The sequence below is a fragment of the Ensifer sp. LBL genome, from assembly GCF_050435225.1.
Taxonomy (GTDB): domain Bacteria; phylum Pseudomonadota; class Alphaproteobacteria; order Rhizobiales; family Rhizobiaceae; genus Ensifer.
In genome coordinates, this window is record NZ_JBNDJY010000001.1 from 683,019 (window position 1) to 702,770 (window position 19,752).

General features: G+C 63.5%; 16 protein-coding genes and 1 tRNA gene. 6 read left to right on the top strand and 11 right to left on the bottom strand.

Features of this window, described 5'->3' with window-relative positions; translation table 11 throughout:
- Positions 1-376: 376 nt before the first annotated feature.
- Both OKW20_RS03305 and OKW20_RS03310 read left to right on the top strand, forming a co-directional pair.
- Positions 377-1,750, top strand: a complete 1,374-nt coding sequence (locus tag OKW20_RS03305; RefSeq protein WP_429170174.1) for a glutamate--cysteine ligase — start codon at positions 377-379, stop codon at positions 1,748-1,750.
- A gap of 125 nt (positions 1,751-1,875) precedes the next feature.
- Positions 1,876-2,706, top strand: a complete 831-nt coding sequence (locus tag OKW20_RS03310) for a DUF937 domain-containing protein (RefSeq protein ID WP_429170176.1) — start codon at positions 1,876-1,878, stop codon at positions 2,704-2,706.
- 312 nt (positions 2,707-3,018) lie between these two features.
- Here the strand turns inward: OKW20_RS03310 and OKW20_RS03315 are convergent, their stop codons facing one another.
- Complete coding sequence (locus tag OKW20_RS03315; RefSeq protein ID WP_429170179.1) at positions 3,019-3,315, bottom strand: DUF1127 domain-containing protein; 297 nt, start codon at positions 3,313-3,315, stop codon at positions 3,019-3,021.
- A gap of 208 nt (positions 3,316-3,523) precedes the next feature.
- On the opposite strand from OKW20_RS03315, the gene OKW20_RS03320 reads away from it, so the two are divergent.
- Positions 3,524-4,474 (top strand): LysR substrate-binding domain-containing protein, encoded by a 951-nt coding sequence (locus OKW20_RS03320; protein WP_043618309.1) that lies wholly within the window; start codon positions 3,524-3,526, stop codon positions 4,472-4,474.
- 95 nt (positions 4,475-4,569) lie between these two features.
- Here the strand turns inward: OKW20_RS03320 and katA are convergent, their stop codons facing one another.
- Entirely contained in the window at positions 4,570-6,054 is a 1,485-nt protein-coding gene (gene katA / locus OKW20_RS03325) for a catalase KatA (RefSeq protein WP_043618306.1), read from the bottom strand.
- 185 nt (positions 6,055-6,239) lie between these two features.
- Between katA and OKW20_RS03330 the strand changes: the two genes are divergently transcribed.
- The gene (locus tag OKW20_RS03330; protein ID WP_429170181.1) at positions 6,240-7,151 is read left to right on the top strand and encodes a LysR substrate-binding domain-containing protein; all 912 of its coding nucleotides are present in this window, start codon (positions 6,240-6,242) and stop codon (positions 7,149-7,151) included.
- A gap of 11 nt (positions 7,152-7,162) precedes the next feature.
- Here OKW20_RS03330 and OKW20_RS03335 read toward each other — a convergent pair whose 3' ends face one another.
- From OKW20_RS03335 to OKW20_RS03355, 5 genes are all read right to left on the bottom strand, one after another.
- Positions 7,163-8,038 carry a dienelactone hydrolase family protein gene (locus tag OKW20_RS03335; protein WP_192447729.1) on the bottom strand — a complete coding sequence of 292 codons (876 nt, stop codon included), beginning with the start codon at positions 8,036-8,038 and terminating at the stop codon, positions 7,163-7,165.
- A 148-nt stretch (positions 8,039-8,186) separates the two neighbouring features.
- Positions 8,187-9,215, bottom strand: a complete 1,029-nt coding sequence (adhP, locus tag OKW20_RS03340) for an alcohol dehydrogenase AdhP (protein WP_429170183.1) — start codon at positions 9,213-9,215, stop codon at positions 8,187-8,189.
- Between the two features lie 142 nt (positions 9,216-9,357).
- A complete protein-coding gene (locus tag OKW20_RS03345; RefSeq protein ID WP_043618295.1) occupies positions 9,358-9,774 on the bottom strand; it encodes an MAPEG family protein in 417 nt (138 codons plus the stop codon).
- Positions 9,775-9,857: 83 nt separating this feature from the next.
- Positions 9,858-11,360 (bottom strand): IMP dehydrogenase, encoded by a 1,503-nt coding sequence (guaB, locus tag OKW20_RS03350; RefSeq protein WP_034800902.1) that lies wholly within the window; start codon positions 11,358-11,360, stop codon positions 9,858-9,860.
- 204 nt (positions 11,361-11,564) lie between these two features.
- Entirely contained in the window at positions 11,565-12,551 is a 987-nt protein-coding gene (locus tag OKW20_RS03355) for an MBL fold metallo-hydrolase (protein WP_429170186.1), read from the bottom strand.
- 186 nt (positions 12,552-12,737) lie between these two features.
- On the opposite strand from OKW20_RS03355, the gene OKW20_RS03360 reads away from it, so the two are divergent.
- A complete protein-coding gene (locus OKW20_RS03360; RefSeq protein ID WP_429170188.1) occupies positions 12,738-14,147 on the top strand; it encodes a DHA2 family efflux MFS transporter permease subunit in 1,410 nt (469 codons plus the stop codon).
- 185 nt (positions 14,148-14,332) lie between these two features.
- Here OKW20_RS03360 and OKW20_RS03365 read toward each other — a convergent pair whose 3' ends face one another.
- The 4 genes from OKW20_RS03365 to OKW20_RS03380 all read right to left on the bottom strand — a co-directional run bounded on the left by OKW20_RS03365 (position 14,333) and on the right by OKW20_RS03380 (position 19,103).
- Entirely contained in the window at positions 14,333-16,099 is a 1,767-nt protein-coding gene (locus tag OKW20_RS03365; RefSeq protein ID WP_429170191.1) for a peptidoglycan D,D-transpeptidase FtsI family protein, read from the bottom strand.
- A 298-nt stretch (positions 16,100-16,397) separates the two neighbouring features.
- Positions 16,398-16,778: a VOC family protein gene (locus OKW20_RS03370; protein WP_429170194.1), complete on the bottom strand. Its 381-nt coding sequence runs from the start codon at positions 16,776-16,778 to the stop codon at positions 16,398-16,400.
- A gap of 1 nt (position 16,779) precedes the next feature.
- Positions 16,780-17,517, bottom strand: coding sequence for an RlmE family RNA methyltransferase (locus OKW20_RS03375; protein ID WP_402323285.1), 738 nt, complete (start codon positions 17,515-17,517; stop codon positions 16,780-16,782).
- A complete protein-coding gene (locus tag OKW20_RS03380) occupies positions 17,514-19,103 on the bottom strand; it encodes a Ppx/GppA phosphatase family protein (protein ID WP_043618285.1) in 1,590 nt (529 codons plus the stop codon). Before OKW20_RS03380 ends, OKW20_RS03375 begins: the two co-directional genes overlap by 4 nt.
- A 318-nt stretch (positions 19,104-19,421) precedes the next feature.
- Here OKW20_RS03380 and OKW20_RS03385 point away from each other — a divergent pair.
- Positions 19,422-19,495: transfer RNA gene (locus OKW20_RS03385), tRNA-Gln, on the top strand.
- Positions 19,496-19,752 lie beyond the last annotated feature (257 nt).

Genomic DNA, 19,752 nt, shown 5'->3' on the forward strand with positions numbered 1-19,752 from the left:
CGGCAGGCCCGTAGGGGTGTGATGGTGTGGCGACCATACGGGCGAGGCGCGAATGCCTCGCCTTGAGCTTTAGCATGGCGACCACCTGTCGGTCAAACAAGAGGGCTCTCGAAGAGCCCCCGCCGACTGCCATCAACGATCTCTTGCCAGTGGCTTTGCTACAATCCGCCGTCGATGCCTACCACACACTGGAACAATCCCCAATTGGCAATATTGATCCTGTTGGCCGCCAGCTTGCTCCAGAGCAAGCAATCGTCCTACTTTTTTTGATGAGATCTTGAAAGAAATTGACTTGCACCGCACCTGATTACGGTTCAAGCAGCCTCCATCAACTCCCGCTAACCTGCGGGAGCCGCCCAAACAAAAGAAGACGCTCATGGCCCGAGATACCACCGACCAGACGCCGGCAACCTCTGTCGCTGACCTGACCGCCTACCTGGCCGAAGGTTCGAAACCGGAGGAGCGGTTCCGGATCGGCACGGAGCACGAAAAGTTCGCCTTCTTTAAGGCGGACAACAGCCCCGTTCCCTATTTCGGCGAGGCCAGCATCCAGGCGCTACTGAACGGCATGGCGGCGAAAAGCGGCTGGGAACCGATCATCGACGAAGGCAACATCATCGGCCTTGCCGAGCAATCGGGCAACGGCGCGATCTCGCTGGAACCGGGTGGACAGTTCGAGCTTTCCGGCGCGCCGCTCGAAAACCTGCACCAGACCTGCAAGGAATCGAACCAGCATCTGGCGGTCCTGCGCGAAGTCGCCGAGCCGCTCGGCATCCGTTTCCTCGGCATCGGCGGCAGCCCCAAGTGGACCTTCGAAGAAACGCCGCGCATGCCGAAATCGCGCTACGGCATCATGAGCCGCTACATGCCCAAGGTCGGCACCAAGGGCCTCGACATGATGTACCGCACCTGTACGATCCAGGTGAACCTCGACTTCTCCTCGGAAGAGGACATGCGCCGCAAGATGCAGGTGTCCCTGAAGCTGCAGCCGCTCTCGACGGCGCTGTTTGCCAGCTCGCCCTTTACCGACGGCAAGCCGAACGGGCTGCTCTCCTGGCGCGGCGACATCTGGCGCGACACCGACAACCAGCGCGCCGGCCTGCTGCCGTCTGCCTTCCGCCCGGATTTCGGCTTTGCCGACTACGTGGAGTGGGCGCTGGACGTGCCGATGTACTTCGTCGTGCGCGACGGCCACTACCACGATTGCACCCACATTACCTTCCGCCAGTTCATGGGCGGCGCGCTCAAGGGCGAGGTCGCCGACTGGCAGCCGAACATGGGCGACTGGACCAACCATCTGTCGACGCTGTTCCCCGACGTGCGCCTGAAGCGCTTCCTCGAAATGCGCGGCGCCGATGGCGGCCCGTGGCGGCGGATCTGCGCCCTGCCGGCCTTCTGGGTCGGCCTGCTCTACGACGGCGAAGCACTCGACGCCGCCGAGGCGCTGACGCGTGACTGGACGTTCGAAGAGGTGAGCGCCATGCGCAACGCCGTGCCGGCGCAGGCGCTTGCCGCCAAGTTCCGTACCGGCACGCTCTACGACGTCGCGCGCGAGGTCATCGCCATTTCGCGTGGCGGCCTGAAGCGCCGCAACCGGCTGAACGGCGACGGTATCGACGAAAGCCAGTTCCTGGCGCCGCTCGACGAGGTGCTGGCCAAGAAGGCGACGCTCGCGGAAGACCTTTTGGCGCTCTACAACGGTCGCTGGAACGGCTCCGTCGATCCGGTCTTCGCCGAATACCAGTACTAAGGCCCACACGGGCGCGCGACGCCTGTCGCGCCCCTTCAAAAAGCGGTTCCCAGGCCCCGATTTCCCGTTATAGTGCAAGGATATGCGTCGCTTAGAGCGCCGCGCGTCCATAAAGGGGAACTGGGATGGCACCGCTTTTCGACATGTTCGCGCAGGCGCAGAACGGCAAGGCCATCGAGCTGATGGCGCAACAGTTCGGCATCGCCCAGGAGCAGATGACGAAGGCGACGGCGGCACTGCTGCCGGCCTTCTCCGCCGCCTTCAAGCGCAACACCGCCAACCCCTATGACTTCGGCGCCCTGCTGACGGCGCTTGGCAGCGGCAACTACGCCAAATACTTCGAAGACATGAGCCAGGCCTTTACGCCGCAGGGCATGGCCGACGGCAACGGCGTTCTCGGGCAACTGTTCGGCTCGAAGGAAATGTCGCGCGCGATCGCCGCGCAGGCGGCCCAGGTCACCGGTGTCAGCCAGGAAATCTACAAGCAGATGCTGCCGGTGATGGCCGATACGCTGATGGGCGGGCTGTTCAAGCAGACGACCGGCCAGTTTGCTGCCGCAAGCGATGCCTTTGCCAACAATCCGATGGCAACCGCGATGCGGCAATGGATGGAAGCGGCCGGTTTCGCCAAGAAGCCGGAACCGCAGCCGAACCCGTTCGACAATCCCTTCACCCAGGCGATGCAGGGCTTCTTCGGCATGGCTCCGAAAAAGGAAGAGAAGCCGAAGACAGCTGACGTCTTTGCCGACAACCCCTTCGTCAAGGCATTTCAGGACATGATGCAGGCCGGTGCCGCCGGCGGGCAGAAGCCGGCACCCGACAACCCGGCGCTGGCCCAATTCTCCCAGGTGATGAACAGCATGTTCGACACCGGGCTGGATATGCAGAAGGAATACCAGAAGAACGTCGAGGCGCTGTTCGACCTCTACAAGACCGGCCCCGGCACAAAGGGCTGAGGCCACCCCTCCCCGACGAAAGACATCCCGCGCCTCCATCGGGCACAACGATCGCCTGCACGTGCGGGCGTCAGTGTGTTGTCTCGAATAGCTTCGGAAAGAAAAAGGCCCGGTACATGTCTTGGTCATGCACCGGGCCAAGCGGCAGGGTCTATTGGCTCTACCCTGCGGGGAACGTTTGGGCACGCGACCCTTGAGGTCAGCAGCGCCGAAACTCTGAAATTCGCAGCATGACCCGCGGCGGCGGCAGGCTTTCGCGGATCATGCTCGACTGGCACATCTCAAGCGGCGGGATGCGCCATTGGGGGACGTTCAGTCGTGGCGGGCCCCTTTGTAGAAGAGGCTCGCCCGGTTTCGCGACGCGCGGGTCAGGTAGCTGGCCGGATTGTCGAAGAAGGGCGAGGTGATCGCCTCGCGCACATCTTCGCGTTTCAGCCCCATGTCGAGGAGCTGACGGTCATCCAGGTCCTTCAGACGGCCGATCGCATAGCGGTTTCGGAGTTGCTGCCATACGGACGTGAGCATGCCTGTCACGCCGCCGGCGCGGGAGGCATAGGACTGCTTTCCGGCAACGAGGTCGAGATCGAGGGCGTGCTGTGTCGTGCGCATGACAATTTCTCCTTTCAGGCACGAAGAGGCCCATCCCCTGCGGGGGAGGTCGAACGCAGGGGCGGGCCAAAGAGTTTGGGATTCACCGGCGAAATTGCCGGCCGGGGATCGATGAATTTGCTTCCGATAGATCGCAAATCCTTATTGATCAGTCCAACGAATGTTTTTAATGATATTCATCAAACAATCTTATGGATGCATCACGGCCATGTCCGCACCCCTTGATATCGATCAGCTCCAGACCTTTGTCGCGATCGCCGATACGGGCAGCTTCACCAAGGCGGCCGACCGGGTCTTCAAGACTCAATCCGCCGTTTCCATGCAGATGCGCCGCCTGGAAGAGCGTATCGGCAAGGCGCTGTTCATGAAGGACGGCCGCGGCAACAGGCTGACGGTCGAAGGCGACCGGCTGCTCAATTTCGCACGCCGGATGATCCGCCTCAACAACGAGGCGATCGCCTCCTTCGACGACAACCGCCTCGAAGGCACGCTCCGGATCGGCACGCCTGACGACTATGCCGACCGCTACATGCCCGAGATCATCATGCGTTTCGCCAAGACGCATCCGAATGTCGAGCTCTACATCGTCTGCGAGCCCTCCGTGGACCTCGCCGAAAAGATGGCCAAGGGCGACCTCGACATCGCGCTCGTCACCCACAATCCGCGCGCCCGCGCCTCCGACGTCGTCAGGACCGAGCCGCTCTGCTGGGTGAGCTCGATCAACCACCCGCTGCCCGAGAACGCGCCGATCCCGCTTGCTGTCGGCCGGCGCGACTGTCTGTGGCGCCAGGCGGCCTGCGCCGCACTCGACGCGACGGGCCGGGAATACCAGATCCTGTTCACCAGCTGGTCGTCGACGGTCGTCGCCGCTGCGGTGCTTGCCGGCATGGCCGTCTCCGTCCTGCCGGAATCGGCACTGCGCCCAGGCATGAAGGTGCTGACGCTTGCCGACGGCTTCCCGGCGCTCGCGCCGGTCCAGATCGGCATCATGAAGCGGCCGGGCCTGTCGCCCTCGCTTTCGAACGCGATCAGCAACCACATCACCGCCTGCCTCGACAACATCACGCCGATCAGCGCCAACGACGACCTCGAAGCCGATATCAAGGGCTTCCCGCGTTATCCGCGTCTCCGTCAGAGCCATATGCTGCCGGGCTGGTAAGAGCGGAACGCAGAGACAGGAAAGGCCACGCACCAAGCCGGTGCGTGGCCTTTTTCTTATTCGGAGATCGGCACGCGGCCGACCCCGCCACCGGTCTATTCGGCTGCCGTGCCGACGGCGTCGGCTTCGTAGCCATAAGCCGCGTGAAGCGCCGCGCGCACGCCGGCTTCATAGTCCGGATGGGCGCGCTTGAAATGCGCAAGCTGGCGCTCGACGATCAGGCCCGGCACGCCGCGCATCGCCGCGGCGATGTTGGAGAACAGGCGCGCTTTCTGGCCGGCATCGAACAGGTTGAACAGCGCGCGCGGCTGGCTGTAGTCGTCGTTGCCTTCGCGGTGGTCAAAGCGAGCCATGTCGCCGCTGATGCGCAGCGGTGGCTCCATCGCGGAGGGCTGCTCGACTGGACCGTTGAACGAGTTCGGCTCGTAGTAGGCGTTGGAATTGCCGGTCTGGATGCCGCCAAACGTGTTCATCTGGCCATCGCGGTGATAGTGATGCACCGGGCATTTCGGCCTGTTGACCGGAATGTGCTCGTAGTGCGTGCCGAGCCGATAGCGGTGGGCGTCGGCATAGGAAAACAGCCGCGCCTGCAGCATCTTGTCCGGCGAGAAGCCGATGCCGGGGACGATGTTGGACGGCGAGAAGGCGGCGTTCTCGACCTCGGCAAAATAGTTCTCCGGATTGCGGTTAAGCTCCAGCACGCCGACCTCGATCGGCGGATAGTCCGCATGCGGCCAGACCTTGGTGACGTCGAAGGGATTGTAGGGGGTCTTTTCCGCCTCGAGCTCGGGCATGACCTGCACCTGAAGCGTCCAGCGCGGATAATTGCCCTCCTCGATCGCGCCATAGAGCGCTTCCTGGTAGCTTTCGCGCGTGCGGCCGATCACGTCCGCCGCCTCGGCATTGGTGTAGTGCTTGTGGCCGTGCTGGGTCTTGAAGTGGAACTTGACCCAATAGCGCTCGCCGGCATCGTTCCAGAGCGAAAACGTGTGCGAGCCGTAGCCGTTCATGTGCAGCGGCGAGACCGGACATCCGCGGTCGGACATCAGGATCGTGACCTGGTGCAGGCTTTCCGGCGACAACGACCAGAAGTCCCACATGGCGGTGGCCGAGCGCAGGTTGGTCTTCGGATGGCGCTTCTGGGTGTGGATGAAGTCCGGGAACTTGTAGGCATCGCGGACGAAGAAGATCGGCGTGTTGTTGCCGACGAGGTCCCAATTGCCCTCGGGCGTATAGAATTTCAGTGCAAAGCCGCGCACGTCGCGTTCGGCATCGGCGGCGCCAAGCTCACCGGCGACAGTGGAGAAGCGCGCCAGCATCGGCGTCTCGGCGCCCGGCTGCAGAACCTTGGCCTTGGTGTATTTCGAGATGTCGCCAGTGATCTTCAGCGTGCCATAGGCGCCCCAGCCCTTGGCATGCACGGCGCGCTCAGGGATGCGCTCGCGGTTTTGATGCGACAGCTTCTCGATAAGCTGATAGTCCTGCATCATGACGCCGCCGCGCGGGCCGGCCGTCAGCGAATTCTGGTTGTCCGGCACCGGGGCACCGGCACTCGTCGTCAATATGGGTCGATCAGACATCGCGTCCTCCTGTCAAAGGGTTTCGCGTCCGGGTGGTCACACAGGACCGGCGGCAGTCACGGCGACTGCCAGCCGCAGGTTGCGGCGACGATCAAAGCCCGAACGCTCTGGCAAGAGGGTTTTCCCACAGCGCTTCGATAATCTCCAATTGCATAAAAATTAAAAATCGATAAGATTTTCCTATCATGCTTACACTCAGACAGATGCGCTATTTCGAGGCGCTTGCCTCCGCTCGCCACTTCGGCAAGGCGGCCGAACTCGTCCATGTCAGCCAGCCGGCGCTCTCCGCCCAGATCATGGAAATGGAAAGCCACCTGGGGGTGAAGCTGGTGGAACGCAGCCGCAGCGGCGTCTTCCTCACGCGTAAGGGCGAAGAGGTGCTGGCCCGCACCCGTGCCATCCTCGCCGAAGTGGATCAGCTGGAACTGAGCGCGCGCACCAGTTCCGGCACGCTCGAAGGGCGGATCCGCATCGGCGTCATCCCGACACTTGCGCCCTATCTCGTGCCGCGGCTGGTGCCGCACCTGCGCCAGGTCTACCCGGCCATCGAGATCGAACTGAAGGAATCGGTGACATCAAGACTGGTGGCCGATCTCGGAGAGGGCCTGCTCGATGCCGTCGTCGCCGCCTTGCCAATCGAGACCGACGGGCTTTCGACGAAGCCGCTCTTTTCCGACCGCTTCTACATGGCGATGGCGGACGACGAGCGAAACATCCTGATGTCGCCGCTGACCGAAGACCAGGTGGATGTCGAACAGCTGCTGCTGCTCGAAGAGGGCCATTGCCTGCGCGACCAGGCGCTCGCCGTCTGCAGCACCGCGGGAAAGCGACGCCTCGTCTCCTTCGGCGCGACCTCGATGACGACGCTCCTGCAGATGGTCGCCAACGGCATGGGCATGACGCTCATCCCCGAGATCGCGATCGCGACCGAGGCAGCCCGCAATTCCATCCGCATCGTGCCCTTCGCCGCCCCTGAACCGGCGCGCGAGATCGGGCTTATCTGGCGGCGCAGCAGCCCGCGCGAGCGCGACATGGAAGCGCTCGCAGCGGCGATCAGCGGCTGCGCCGACCACATTCTCCAGGCGGCAGCCGCCTGACCTAGCGACGCTCAGGCGAGCTTGGTCTTCAGGAACTCGACCGTCCGGCTCCAGGCGAGATCGGCTGCGGCCTTGTCATACCTCGCGGCAGAAGTGTCGTTGTTGAAGGCGTGGTTGACGCCGTCATAGACATAGATCGTCGCGTCCTTGCCGTTGTCTTTGAGCGCTTTCTGGTAGGCCTCGATGCCGGCGTTGATGCGCTCGTCGAGGCCTGCATAGTGCAGCAACAGCGCCGCCTTGATCTTCGGCACGTCCTCGGCCTTGGGCTGCGCGCCGTAATAGGCAACGCCGGCCTTCAGATCCGGGGAGCCGACCGCAAGCCGGTTGACGAGACCGCCGCCCCAGCAGAAGCCGATGGCGCCGACCTTGCCGGTCGATTGCGCATGTCCTTCCAGAAATGCCACGGTCGCCGCCGCATTCGCGGTCGTTGCCGCCGCATCGAGTGCGCCGATCATCTCGCGCGCCTTATCCTCGTCCGTCGGCGTGCCACCCGCAGGCGACAGGAAGTCGGGCGCCAGCGCCAGGAAGCCTTCGAGCGCCATGCGCCGCGCAACGTCGCGGATATGCGGGTTCAGCCCGCGGTTCTCATGGATGACGATGACCGCCGGCAGCTTGCCGCTCACCTCTGCCGGACGAACGAGGTAGCCCTTCATATCGCCGCCAGCGCCGGGATAGGTGATGTCCTCGCCGGTTACCCGGGTGTCGTTTGCAGCCACGATCTCGGCCTTTGCGCCATTGGCCGCCAGCAGCGGCGCGATCGCCGCGGCCGCAGCCGCGGAGCCGGCAAGGCCGGTGAGCTTTTCCATGAAACGACGGCGATCGAGGGTCAGATGCGTGTACTCGTCATAGGCGTCGATCATCGCCTGCGTGATCTTCGGTTCCTGCATACCAGCCTCCTCCGGTTCATATCTCCCGCGGCGGCAGACAGAACCGCCCGCGACAGAATAGGTCGGCGGGCGGTCTGGAACATACAAACTTGCGTTACTGCCGCGTGTTTCCCTCGCCCTTAAAGGCCGAAGGTCCCGCGCAGGTCGATCAGCCGTTGAGGTCGAGTACGATGCGGCCGTCGATCTTGCCCTCTTCCATGCGCTTGAAGATGGCGTTGATGTTCTCGATCTTGTCCCAGGTGAAGTGCGAGGCGACCTTGCCTTCGCCGGCGAACTCGAGCGATTCCTCCAGGTCCTGCCGCGTGCCGACGATCGAGCCGCGGATGGTGATGCGCTTCAGCACCGTGTCGAAGATCGGCAGGCACATCTGCCCGGGCGGCAGGCCAACCAGCGCCATCGTTCCCTTGGAGCGCAGCATGTTGAAGGCCTGCTCCATCGCTTTTGGCGCCACGGCCGTCACCAGGGCGCCATGCACGCCGCCGGTCGCTTTCTGCACCTGCTCGACCGCATCCTTGTCACGCGCGTCGACGACGAGGTCGGCACCGAGCTTTCGCGCAAGTTCCAGCTTGTCCGGGAAGATATCGACGGCGGCGACATGCATGCCCATCGCCTTGGCATATTGCACCGCCATGTGGCCGAGCCCACCGATGCCGGAGATCAAAGCCCATTCGCCGGGGCGCACCTCGGTCTCCTTCAGGCCCTTGTAGACCGTAACGCCCGCGCAAAGGATGGGGGCCGCGGGACCGAATTCGAGCTTTGCCGGCAGGCGGCCGACGAAGTCAGGATCGGCGAGGCCGTATTGCGCAAACGTGCCGTTGACGGAATAGCCGGTGTTCTGCTGGCTGCCGCAGAGCGTTTCCCAGCCGGTGCGGCAGGGCGTGCAGCCGCCGCAGGCGGTATGCAGCCATGGCACGCCGACGCGGTCGCCCTCCTTCAGGCGCTTGACGCCGCTGCCGAGCTTGGCGACGTAGCCGACGCCTTCGTGCCCGGGAATGAATGGTGGCTTCGGCTTGACCGGCCAATCGCCGTTGGCGGCGTGCAGGTCCGTATGGCAGACGCCGGTCGCCTCGTATTTGATCAGCACCTGGCCGGGGCCCGGCTCCGGGATCGGCACATTCTCGATTACCAGCGGCTTGCCGAATTCGCGCACCACGGCGGCTTTCATCGTTGCGGTCATCTCGTCCTCCGATGCGTTGTTGCCCAACGGCGGAGAGACTACGCGCAAAAGCGGTGCCGGGTAATTGATACGCATCAAGGCGGGAAGATGAAGGCGCAGACTGTCTCAGATCTGCGTCAGAATGCCGGTTGGCCTATCCGGATCAGCTCATCGCCATCCAGACGGCGAGCCACACCCACATCGCAAACAGCGTTGCGCAGCCGCCCATGAACAGCGGGCGGCGATAACGCAGGCGATTGCTGGTGACATGCACGAAGGCGTGCACATAACGCAGGGCGACGAAGAGCCAGGCAAGCGCGAGCGAGACGATGTTGTCGGCCTCGGTGATGTAGAGCAGCACGCAGCAGACGTAGAAGAGAACCGGCAGCTCGAACTGGTTGGCGATGCTGTTCTTGACCACCAGGCTTTCGCCCGGCTCGTCGCGGTTCTCGCGAAACTGACCGGCATTCGCCTTGCCGGCACGCACCAGACCCATGCGGCGGACGGAGAGAAGAGCGTAGAGGCAGAAGACGAGGAAGACATGCGCCACGATCGGCCAGAAAATCTCGAAACCCGTCATTACGTTACTCCCTCAAACACGCTTACTCTGAAAAAGCGAAGGGCGCCGCGCAATGCCGCGGCGCCCTTCGAATGCAATCGCAATCAGTGCGCGCCCGGATAGTTCGGGCTTTCGCGGGTGATCGTCACGTCATGGGCGTGGCTTTCGCGCAGACCAGCACCGGAGATGCGCACGAACTGGGCGCGCTCCTGATATTCCTTGATCGTCGGGCCGCCGACATAGCCCATGGAGGCCTTGAGGCCGCCGGCGAGCTGATGCAGGACGCCTGCGACCGGGCCCTTGTAGGGAACCTGGCCCTCGATGCCTTCCGGAACCAGCTTCAGCGTGTCGCGTACTTCCGCCTGGAAGTAGCGGTCTGCCGAGCCGCGCGCCATGGCGCCGACGGAGCCCATGCCGCGGTAGGCCTTGAAGGAGCGGCCCTGGTAGAGGAACACTTCACCCGGGCTTTCGTCAGTGCCGGCAAGCAGCGAGCCGATCATGACGGCCGAAGCACCGGCAGCGATCGCCTTGGCGAGGTCGCCGGAGAATTTGATGCCGCCATCGGCGATAACCGGAATGCCGGCCGCCTGAGCGGCTTCGACGGCGCCCATGATCGCAGCGAGCTGCGGCACACCGACACCAGCGACGATGCGCGTGGTGCAGATCGAGCCCGGGCCGATACCGACCTTGACCGCATCCGCACCGGCATCGATCAGCGCCTTGGTGCCGGAGGCAGTCGCGACGTTGCCGGCCATGATGCGAACCGAGTTCGAGAGCTTCTTGACGCGGGCGACCGCATCGAGAACGCGCTGCGAGTGACCATGGGCGGTGTCGACGACGATGAGATCGACGCCGGCATCGATCAGTCGCTCGGCACGCTCGAAGCCGTCATCGCCGACGGAGATGGCGGCGGCGGCGCGAAGGCGGCCCTGCGCATCCTTGGAGGCGTTCGGGTTCAGCTGCGCCTTCTCGATATCCTTGACGGTGATGAGACCGACGCAACGGCCGTCGCCATCGACGACAAGCAGCTTTTCGATGCGATGGGCGTGCAGCAGGCGCTTGGCTTCCTGCTGGTCGACGCTTTCCTTGACCGTGACCAGGTTCTCATGGGTCATGAGCTCGTGGATCTTCTGGTTCGGATCCGAAGCGAAGCGGACGTCGCGGTTGGTGAGGATACCGACGAGGCGACCCTGCTTCTGGCCACCGGCACCGCCGTTTTCGACGACCGGAATGCCGGAAATGCCATGCTGCTTCATCAGGCCGAGTGCATCGGCAAGCTTGGCGTCGGGGCCGATGGTCACCGGATTGACGACCATGCCGCTTTCGAACTTCTTGACCTGGCGAACCTCTTCGGCCTGCTCGGCCGGTGTCAGGTTGCGGTGGATGACACCGATGCCGCCGGCCTGAGCCATGGCGATGGCGAGACGACCTTCGGTCACCGTGTCCATGGCCGACGACAGGATCGGCAGGTTCAGGTCGATGTCCTGGGCAATGGTGGTCGCGATGTTGGTCTGACCGGGCATGACTTCGGAATGTCCCGGCAGGAGCAGGACGTCGTCGAAGGTCAAAGCCTCCAGACCAGTTGCCGTTTCGATGATGCGCGCCATGGCCAATTCCCTTCAAATAGCGAAAATCCCCGGGGACGGGCTGCGATTTGTCCACCGGGCGACTTCAAAGCGTGTCTTGGAAGTTGGCGAGGGCTCGTAACACGGATATGTCAGGATGAAAATAGCCAAAGCCGGGAAATGTCCCGCCTTCGGCCGATATTTGTTGCAGAGCAGCATTTCCGCGCAAAAAGGCGCGAAAACCGATCAGATGTCGAGCTGATAGCTTGCGGGCACGAAACGGTAACCCTCGCCCTGTTTCTCGACGAAACCGACCGCAGGAAACGGCATGTGGTAGCCGATGAAGGGCAGCCGTTCGCTGGCGATCATGTCGAACACCCGGCGCCGCGTCTCTGCCGCCTTCGCCTTGTCCATGTCGAAGCGCACCTCCCAGTCCGGCCGCTGCAGCGACAGCACATAATGGTTGGCGGTATCGGCTGTCAGCATCATGCCCTTGCCGTCGGAATCCAGCCGGAACACCATGTGCCCTGGGGAATGGCCGAAGGCGGCAATCGCCGAAATGCCGGGCACGACCGCGGCCCCGTCGCCGATGAAAGTGGTCTTCTCCGCAAGCGGCACGACTTTTTCCAGCACCGCCTTGTGGCCGTTTTCGGCCGGCGTTCCGGCGCGGGCCGGATCCTTCCAGAAGGCGTATTCGACCTCGCCCATCACATAGCGAGCATTGGCGAAGGCCGGTTTCCCGGCCTCCATCAGGCCGCCGATGTGGTCGCCATGCATATGGGTCACCACGACGACCGAGACCTGTTCCGGCGCATAGCCGGCAGCGCGGATCCCGTCGAGCAGACGGCCCGCCCCGGCGTCCCGACCGCCCTCGCCCATGCCGGTATCGAAGAGCACGAGATCCGATCCAGTATCGACCAGGGCCGGCGAATAGCTGTTGAGCAGCGCATCCGTCGGCAGGAAGTTCTGTTGCAGCAGTTCGGCCACGGCCTCTTGCGGCTGGTTGGTGCCGTAGGTCTCGTGCGGCTTGTCGCTGACGCGCGTGCCGTCATTGACGACGACGATCTTGAACGCGCCAAGCTTGAGCATTCTTGTTGGAGGGCTGGCTTTCATGCCGGTGTTTTCCGATTTTTCCTGAGCGACTGCAATGCCCGTCATCAGCGAGGGCGCTGCGAGCACGCCGAGCGTTCCCGCTCCCATCAAGGTCCTGCGCTTCATCGACATTTCACTCATGGTCCGTTTCCGCTTTCTGTTGGATCCGTTGCCATCGGTGGCAACCCGGCCAGAACTAGCGTCTTGACAGCAAAGGCCAGTCGGGATCACAGGCTTTTGATCCGCAATCACCGGTTTTGCCCCGACAAAAGCCATGACCGGTATTATTAGCTTCTGCTTATCGCTGACCGTCCGAAGCATCGATTCATGAACCGTATCGTCCCGATGATCCTCGCCGTCGCTCTTTTCATGGAGCAGATGGACTCGACCGTGATTTCCACGTCGCTGCCGGCAATCGCCCGCGACATCGGCGTCGGGCCGATTACGCTGAAGCTGGCGCTGACCGCCTATATGGTGGCGCTGGCGATCTTCATCCCCTTGAGCGGCTGGATGGCCGACCGCTTCGGCGCCAAGAAGATCTTTCGCGCGGCGATCCTGGTCTTCATTGCCGGATCGATCTTCTGCGCCATTTCGAACAGCCTTCTCGCCTTCGTCTTCTCCCGGTTCCTGCAGGGCATGGGCGGCGCGATGATGACGCCGGTCGCCCGCCTGGTGCTGGTGCGCGGCACGCCGCGCAGCGAACTGGTGTCGGCGATGGCGCTGCTGACGATCCCGGCACTTGTCGGTCCCCTTGCCGGACCGCCGCTCGGCGGCTTCATCACCACCTATTTCTCCTGGCACTGGATCTTCCTAATCAACGTGCCGGTCGGCATCGCCGGCTACATCCTGTCGGGCATCTACCTGCCGAAGATGGAGCCACTCGATCCGCCGCCGGTCGACGTGCTCGGCTTCCTGCTCGGCGGCGTCGCCGCCTCCGGCATCGTCTTCGGCCTGTCGGTGATCAGCCTGCCGGCCCTGCCTCCGGTCATCGGCATCGCCTCGGTGTTGATCGGCCTCTTTTCGGCCCTGCTCTACATGCGCCATGCGCGGCGCCATCCGGCCCCGGTCCTCGACCTCAAGCTCTTCAAGGACAGCGCCTTTCGCGCCGCTTCGATCGGCGGCACGATCTTTCGCATCTCGGTCGGCGCCGTTCCCTTCCTGATGCCGCTGATGCTGCAGGTCGGCTTCGGCCTCAACCCGTTTCAATCGGGCATGATCACCTTCATCGGCGCGGTCGGCGCGATCACCACGAAGTTCTATGCGCGCCGGGTCCTGGCCTTTGCCGGCTTCCGCACGACGCTGATCATTGCGGCGATCATTGCGGCGATCACCACCTTCGCCAATGGCTTCTTCACGCCGGAGACGCCCTATCTGGTGCTGATCACAATCCTGCTTATCGCCGGCTTTGCGCGCTCGTTCTTCTTCACCAGCGTCAACGCGCTGTCCTTTGCCGATATCGACGATGCGGACGCCAGCAAGGCGACCTCGATGAGCGCCGTGCTCCAACAGATCAGCCTGGCACTCGGCGTCGCCGTCGCCGGTGCGATCCTCGAAATCGAGACGAAGCTCAGCGGCGGCCCGCTGCAGCTCGACGATTTCCACACCGCCTTCATGATCATCGCCGCCGCCAACCTGATCGCGGCGATCCCGTTCCTCACCATGGCGAAGAACGCGGGTTCGTCCGTATCGGGCCACCGACTGCCGGCGCGCGAGATCGAAACGGCTGCGGGGAAATAAGCCGCCCGACACATGCGCCGGCGGCGAACACGGCGGCGGCTTTTCGAACGGCTGCTGCATGTCGTCTTAAACCGACCGTCCTCGTTAAGGACGGCGGCATGCAGCAGATCAAAGGATTACAGGGCCCCTTGCGCGTCTGATCAAGGCGCGGGGAGCCCAGCTGCCTCAATCGGTTCTCGCGTCGCCTAATAGTCGGCCAGCACCTGCTCGGCACCCACGTCGCCGAAGCGCGGCTTCACGCCCAGAAGCGGTGCCGCGCGGCCGATGATGGCCTTGACCATGGGGGCGGCATTGGCCGCAGCCGTTCGCCCGCCATTTTCGCCGGTCCGTGGCGCATCGATGATCGAAAGAACGATGTATTTGGGCTTGTCCATCGGGAATGCCGCCAGGAACCCGTTGAAGTTCAGGTCCTTGGCATATCGCCCGTTAATGACCTTGTCGGCCGTGCCGGTCTTGCCGCCGACATGGAAGCCTTCCACCTGCGCCCGCCTGCCGGACCCCTTCACGCCATTCCAGTTGTAGAGAAAGCGCATGTCGGCGCTGGTCGTTTCCTTGATCACCCTCTGCGCAACGAGCTGCGTTTCTTCCTGCGAGCGCGGCAGGAACGTCGGCGGAATCAGGTGTCCGCCGTTCATCAGGGCAGCAGCCGCTACCGCCGTCTGCAACGGGGTGGTCGCCACGCCGTGGCCGAAGGAAATCGTCACGGAATTGATCTTCTTCCAAGTGCGCGGCTGGGTGGGCGTTGCTACGCCCGGCATTTCGGTTTCCATCTTCGACAGCAGGCCGAGCTTCGTCAAGAACTGCTGGTGTGCTTCGATCCCGACCATGTCGGCGACAGCGGCCGTGCCGATGTTCGACGAATACTGGAACACTTCCGGTATCGACAGCGGACGGTTCTTGCCCTTGAAGTCCTTGATGGTGAAGCCGCCCATGCGGATCGGCCGCGACGCATCGACGACCGAATTCAGATTGACCTTGCCCGCATCCAGGCCCATCGCCAGCGTGAAGCTCTTGAAGGTCGAGCCCATCTCGAAGGTGGCGTTGCTCATGCGGTTGAACCAGCCCTTCTCGTATTCCTTGTCGACACCGCCGCCGGGCAACATTCGGGAAGGCTCGTTCGGATCGTAATCGGGCACCGATGCCATGGCGAGCACTTCGCCGGTGTCGGCGTCGAGCACCACTGCGCCCGCGGCTTCGGCCTCATAGGCCGTCATCGCGTTGGCCACCACTTCGCGCACGATGTTCTGCACGCGCAGATCGATCGACAGCCGTACCGGCTCCAGCGACGCATTGCTGGTGAGGCCAGCCGCCCGCAGATCGGCAAAGCCCTGCTGATCGAGATAACGCTCTATGCCCGCCAGTCCCTGGTTGTCGACATTGACGTGGCCGAGGATGTGCGAAGCGGTGACGCCGCCGGGATAGAAGCGGCGCTTCTCCGGGCGGAAACCGATGCCGGGAATGCCGAGCGCCAGAATGTCAGACTGCTGCTTCGGGGTAAGCTGGCGCCGCAGCCACTGGAAAGCCGAACCGGACTGGAGCTTGCGGTGCGTATCGCGCCAATCGAGATTGGGGATGACCGTCGCGAGCTTCTCGACGACCTCGTCGGCATCGACGATCTTGCGCGGCTCCGCATAGAGCGACATCGTGTTGAGATCGGTCGCCAGCAGATGTCCGTTGCGGTCGACGATATCCGGGCGAGAGGCAATCACGTGGCCGCTGCCACCGATCGATGCGGTGTCAGCCGGCGCCGACAGGCCATATTGAACCAGCCGTCCGCCGACCACGAGGAAGACGACGGCAAAGCCGGCGATCAGGATCCCTACGCGCTGCCGCGCCTGGTTCCTACGACCGGCGCTGGTGCCGATGATGACCCCCGGCTTGCCGGCACCATTCCTCTTTACAGAAAAATGCGCGCGGCTTCTGAGCCGAACGGCAAGCGAAATCATCGACATAAAGGTACTTCCACATGCAGGCCAACCGAGCACGTGCTCGACCCGTCGCCAATCGTCGATCGGCAGCCAGCGCTCGGTGGAACTAAAACCTTAGGAGGTCCTAATGGACCAGAGAGTAACACCAGAGTTGCACTCAACTGGTTAATGGCCGATTAACCACGATGCACCGTCTTTAGGGGGAACCGGGTCTTACAGGGCGGTCAGGGGTGCGGCCGATCGGCACAAGCCAGCCCGGGCCATCGCGCGGCCCTGCCTTCATGATCAGCAGATTTCTGGAAAGTCGGCGCGCCGCGAGCGGTTACTCCGGCCGCTCGCAGACCGCGGCGATCTTGTTGCCGTCGTGATCGCGCACCCAGGCGCCGTAAAAATTTGAGTGAAACGGGCGCAGGCCCGGTGCGCCCTCGTCCGTACCGCCATTGGCAAGGGCTGCCGCATGAAAAGCATCGACGGCGGCGCGCGTCTCGGCTTCAAGCGCGATGCTCACGCCATTGCCATAGGTGGCGGGCGCGCGGTCGAAGGGCGTCACCACCCAGAAACGGATGCGGTCACCCTCAGCACCATAGCCGATCTCGGTCTCGTCCTGGCGTTGCCTGTAAAACCCAAGCGCCGGCAACACCGCATCATAGAACGCGCCGGCGCGTGTCAGATCGTTGCTGCCGACCGTGACGTAAAGCAGCATGCTATTCGGCCGCTTCGTCTTCGGTTTCCGTTTCGCTGGCGGTCTGCTGACGTCCCTTGAAGTCCTTGGCCAACAGGAACATCTCGACCGATTCGGCGCGCGAGGAGGCCGGCTTCACATGGATGACCTGACGGAAATTCTGCTTGAGCATGTTGAGCAGCTCGCGCTCGGTGCCGCCCTGGAAGGTCTTCGCCAGGAAATGTCCGCCCTTGCCCAGCACGTCGACGGCGAAATAGGCCGCGACCTCGCACAGATGCATGGTGCGCAGGTGATCGGTCTGGCGGTGGCCGGTCGTCGGCGCCGCCATGTCGGAGATAACGAGATCCGGCGTTCCGCCGATCGCTTCCTTCAGTTTCGCCGGCGCCTCAGGGTCGAGGAAATCCATCTGCAGGATGCGCACGCCCGGGATCGGGTCCACCTCCAGGAAGTCGATCGCGGCGACGCGCGGATCGGCATCGGTCGAATTAGTCACCTTGGCGGCGATCTGCGACCAGCTACCGGGCGCAGCACCCAAGTCGATGATACGACGGGCGCCGTTCAGGATCTTGTGCTTCTCGTCGATCTCCAGCAGCTTGAAGGCCGCGCGGGCGCGGTAGCCCTCGAGCTGCGCCCGCTGCACATAGGGGTCGTTGATGTGGCGCTCGATCCAGCGACGGGAAGATGCCTTGAGCTTGCCCTTCTTGACCTTCTGGCCAAGCTTGCGGCCGCTGCGGTTGCCGCCGACAGGAGGTTTCGTCATGGTTTGTTTCCTTCGTGGCTGCCGGAGGCATTGGAGCCGCGCTGGTGGCGGCGCGGCCGAGAGCGGCGCCAGGCGCCGTCGTCCGCCATCATATCGGTGAGCAGGCCTTCGCGCAGGCCGCGATCGGCGACGCGCATGCGGGTCGACGGCCAGCGCCGGCGGATCGCTTCGAGGATGGCGCAGCCGGCAAGCACCAGATCGGCGCGATCCGGGCCGATGCAGGGATTGGCGGCGCGTGCGTCGAAATCCCAGGACAGAAGCCTTGCCTGCATGGCCGAGACTTCATCGTCCGTCAGCCACAGGCCATCGACGCGACGGCGATCATAGCGCGGCAGATCGAGATGCACGCCGGCAAGCGTCGTCACCGTGCCGGACGTGCCGATCAGGTGGAAACCGCTGCCTGACGTGCCGTTCGCCAGAGCTTCGACAGGCGGGCTGTCGAAGCGGGAAAGCATGCCTTCGACTTCTTGCACCATCGCCTCGAAGCTTGCCGGCGTCACATGCTGGCCGCCATGGCGCTCAGAAAGCGTGACGACGCCGACCGGCAGCGAGGTCCAGTGGGTGATGTGGTTGGCGAGCCGGTTCGAGCGCGAATCACCGATGCGGATGACGGCGATCTCGGACGAGCCGCCGCCGATATCGAAAAGCACGACCGAGCGCGTCTCGCGGTCGACCAACGACGAGCAGCCGGAAACGGCAAGCCGTGCCTCGGTTTCGCGGTTGATGATTTCGAGATCGAGACCGGTTTCGCTCGCAACCCGCTGAAGGAAGCTTTCACCGTTTTCAGCGGCGCGGGCAGCCTCCGTCGCAATCAGGCGGCTGCGGCGGATGGTACGGGCGCCGAGCTTCGACGCGCAGATCTTCAGGGCCTCGACGGCGCGCTCCATCGCCTCGTCCGACAGCCGGCCGCTGGCACCGAGCCCTTCGCCGAGACGCACGATGCGCGAGAAGGCATCGACGACCCGGAACTGACCGGGACGGGTCGGCTGCGCGATCAGCAGGCGGCAATTGTTGGTGCCGAGATCAAGCGCGGCATAGAGCGGCGCAGGAGGTTCGCCGGCGGCAACATAGGGTGCACGCGGTTGTTCACCGCGATTGCCCGGCCGCGACTGCGCGCCCGCATGACCGCCTCCGGAAGCAGAAGCCTGCCGCGCATTGCCGCCACCATCGGCGCCACGCTGCGGCGCCGGCTGGCGCTCGCCACTCGTCAGCGGGCGACCCTGCAGCCCACGGCGATGCTTGGCCTTCTTGCTGCGCTTGTGGCCCTTGCGTTCGCCAAGCGACGCATCGACGACCTGGACGCCGCTGTTTTGCGAGGCGGATCCGGCCTGAGCCTGTTGTTTTGCTGATTTCGAACGACGCCGCCGCTTGCGCTTGCGCGCCGGCTCCGTTTCGTTCTCTCCTGCGGGACGCCCTGCCAAACCGGCTGGGCCGGACTGGCTGGCAATTGCAGACGGCGAAGCAGACGACTTACGTCGTTTGCGCTTGCCCTTGCCGTTGCGCGGACCGAGCTTCGATCCATCACCGCGGCCTGCTGCCGACGCCCCGGATTCGGACGGCTTATCGCCGTGATCGGGGTCTTTCACTTGTTTCAACCATGGCGCCGCGCAAGGCCTTACGGCCGCTCAAGGCGCTCTCTCGATTTTTCGTTGGCGCGACTGTACCAGCGCAACCCCCATTCGCCAAACTTTTTTTGAGAACCGGCTTGTGCACAACAAAGGCGTCGGGCGCCCGAACCCAGCAAACACAGCGGGTTAAGCATGTGGTCCCCTGTTCCGGTCACCCCTGATGGCTACGATCTTCACTTCATGCGCGATTTTTTTTGCAAAAGGTATTTGCATCAGCCGCCGATTTGTTTATAAGCCCGCCAACCACACCGACGGGCTTCGCTCCGACGGCGGCTTTGGGGAATAGGTTAACGGTAGACCCACGGACTCTGACTCCGTTAGTCCTGGTTCGAATCCAGGTTCCCCAGCCAACTTTCACCGACAATTCAATAAAATATCAATGAGATGCTGAACGCTCACGCGTGACCGACGATCGCGAATGCAATGTTTTGCCCGACGAACCAGACGGCCGAATTCGACGAGCGGCTCGTCTGGGCATGGCTGCCGTTACCCAGCGGCCACGACGCGCCTCCCGCGGCGAAATCGGCTGTAATACGCCCCTAAACACTGCAGTTTCCGAGTTTGCGGATATTCAGACCTCTTCCGGAGGCGCATAATCTTCGCCGCC

Excerpts from the sequence above, each read along its gene's own strand:
- OKW20_RS03305 (WP_429170174.1), top strand. The coding sequence starts at position 377 with ATGGCCCGAGATACCACCGACCAGACGCCGGCAACCTCTGTCGCTGAC.
- OKW20_RS03310 (WP_429170176.1), top strand. The coding sequence starts at position 1,876 with ATGGCACCGCTTTTCGACATGTTCGCGCAGGCGCAGAACGGCAAGGCC.
- OKW20_RS03315 (WP_429170179.1), bottom strand. The coding sequence starts at position 3,315 with ATGCGCACGACACAGCACGCCCTCGATCTCGACCTCGTTGCCGGAAAG.
- OKW20_RS03320 (WP_043618309.1), top strand. The coding sequence starts at position 3,524 with ATGTCCGCACCCCTTGATATCGATCAGCTCCAGACCTTTGTCGCGATC.
- katA (WP_043618306.1), bottom strand. The coding sequence starts at position 6,054 with ATGTCTGATCGACCCATATTGACGACGAGTGCCGGTGCCCCGGTGCCG.
- OKW20_RS03330 (WP_429170181.1), top strand. The coding sequence starts at position 6,240 with ATGCTTACACTCAGACAGATGCGCTATTTCGAGGCGCTTGCCTCCGCT.
- OKW20_RS03335 (WP_192447729.1), bottom strand. The coding sequence starts at position 8,038 with ATGCAGGAACCGAAGATCACGCAGGCGATGATCGACGCCTATGACGAG.
- adhP (WP_429170183.1), bottom strand. The coding sequence starts at position 9,215 with ATGACCGCAACGATGAAAGCCGCCGTGGTGCGCGAATTCGGCAAGCCG.
- OKW20_RS03345 (WP_043618295.1), bottom strand. The coding sequence starts at position 9,774 with ATGACGGGTTTCGAGATTTTCTGGCCGATCGTGGCGCATGTCTTCCTC.
- guaB (WP_034800902.1), bottom strand. The coding sequence starts at position 11,360 with ATGGCGCGCATCATCGAAACGGCAACTGGTCTGGAGGCTTTGACCTTC.
- OKW20_RS03355 (WP_429170186.1), bottom strand. The coding sequence starts at position 12,551 with ATGAGTGAAATGTCGATGAAGCGCAGGACCTTGATGGGAGCGGGAACG.
- OKW20_RS03360 (WP_429170188.1), top strand. The coding sequence starts at position 12,738 with ATGAACCGTATCGTCCCGATGATCCTCGCCGTCGCTCTTTTCATGGAG.
- OKW20_RS03365 (WP_429170191.1), bottom strand. The coding sequence starts at position 16,099 with ATGTCGATGATTTCGCTTGCCGTTCGGCTCAGAAGCCGCGCGCATTTT.
- OKW20_RS03370 (WP_429170194.1), bottom strand. The coding sequence starts at position 16,778 with ATGCTGCTTTACGTCACGGTCGGCAGCAACGATCTGACACGCGCCGGC.
- OKW20_RS03375 (WP_402323285.1), bottom strand. The coding sequence starts at position 17,517 with ATGACGAAACCTCCTGTCGGCGGCAACCGCAGCGGCCGCAAGCTTGGC.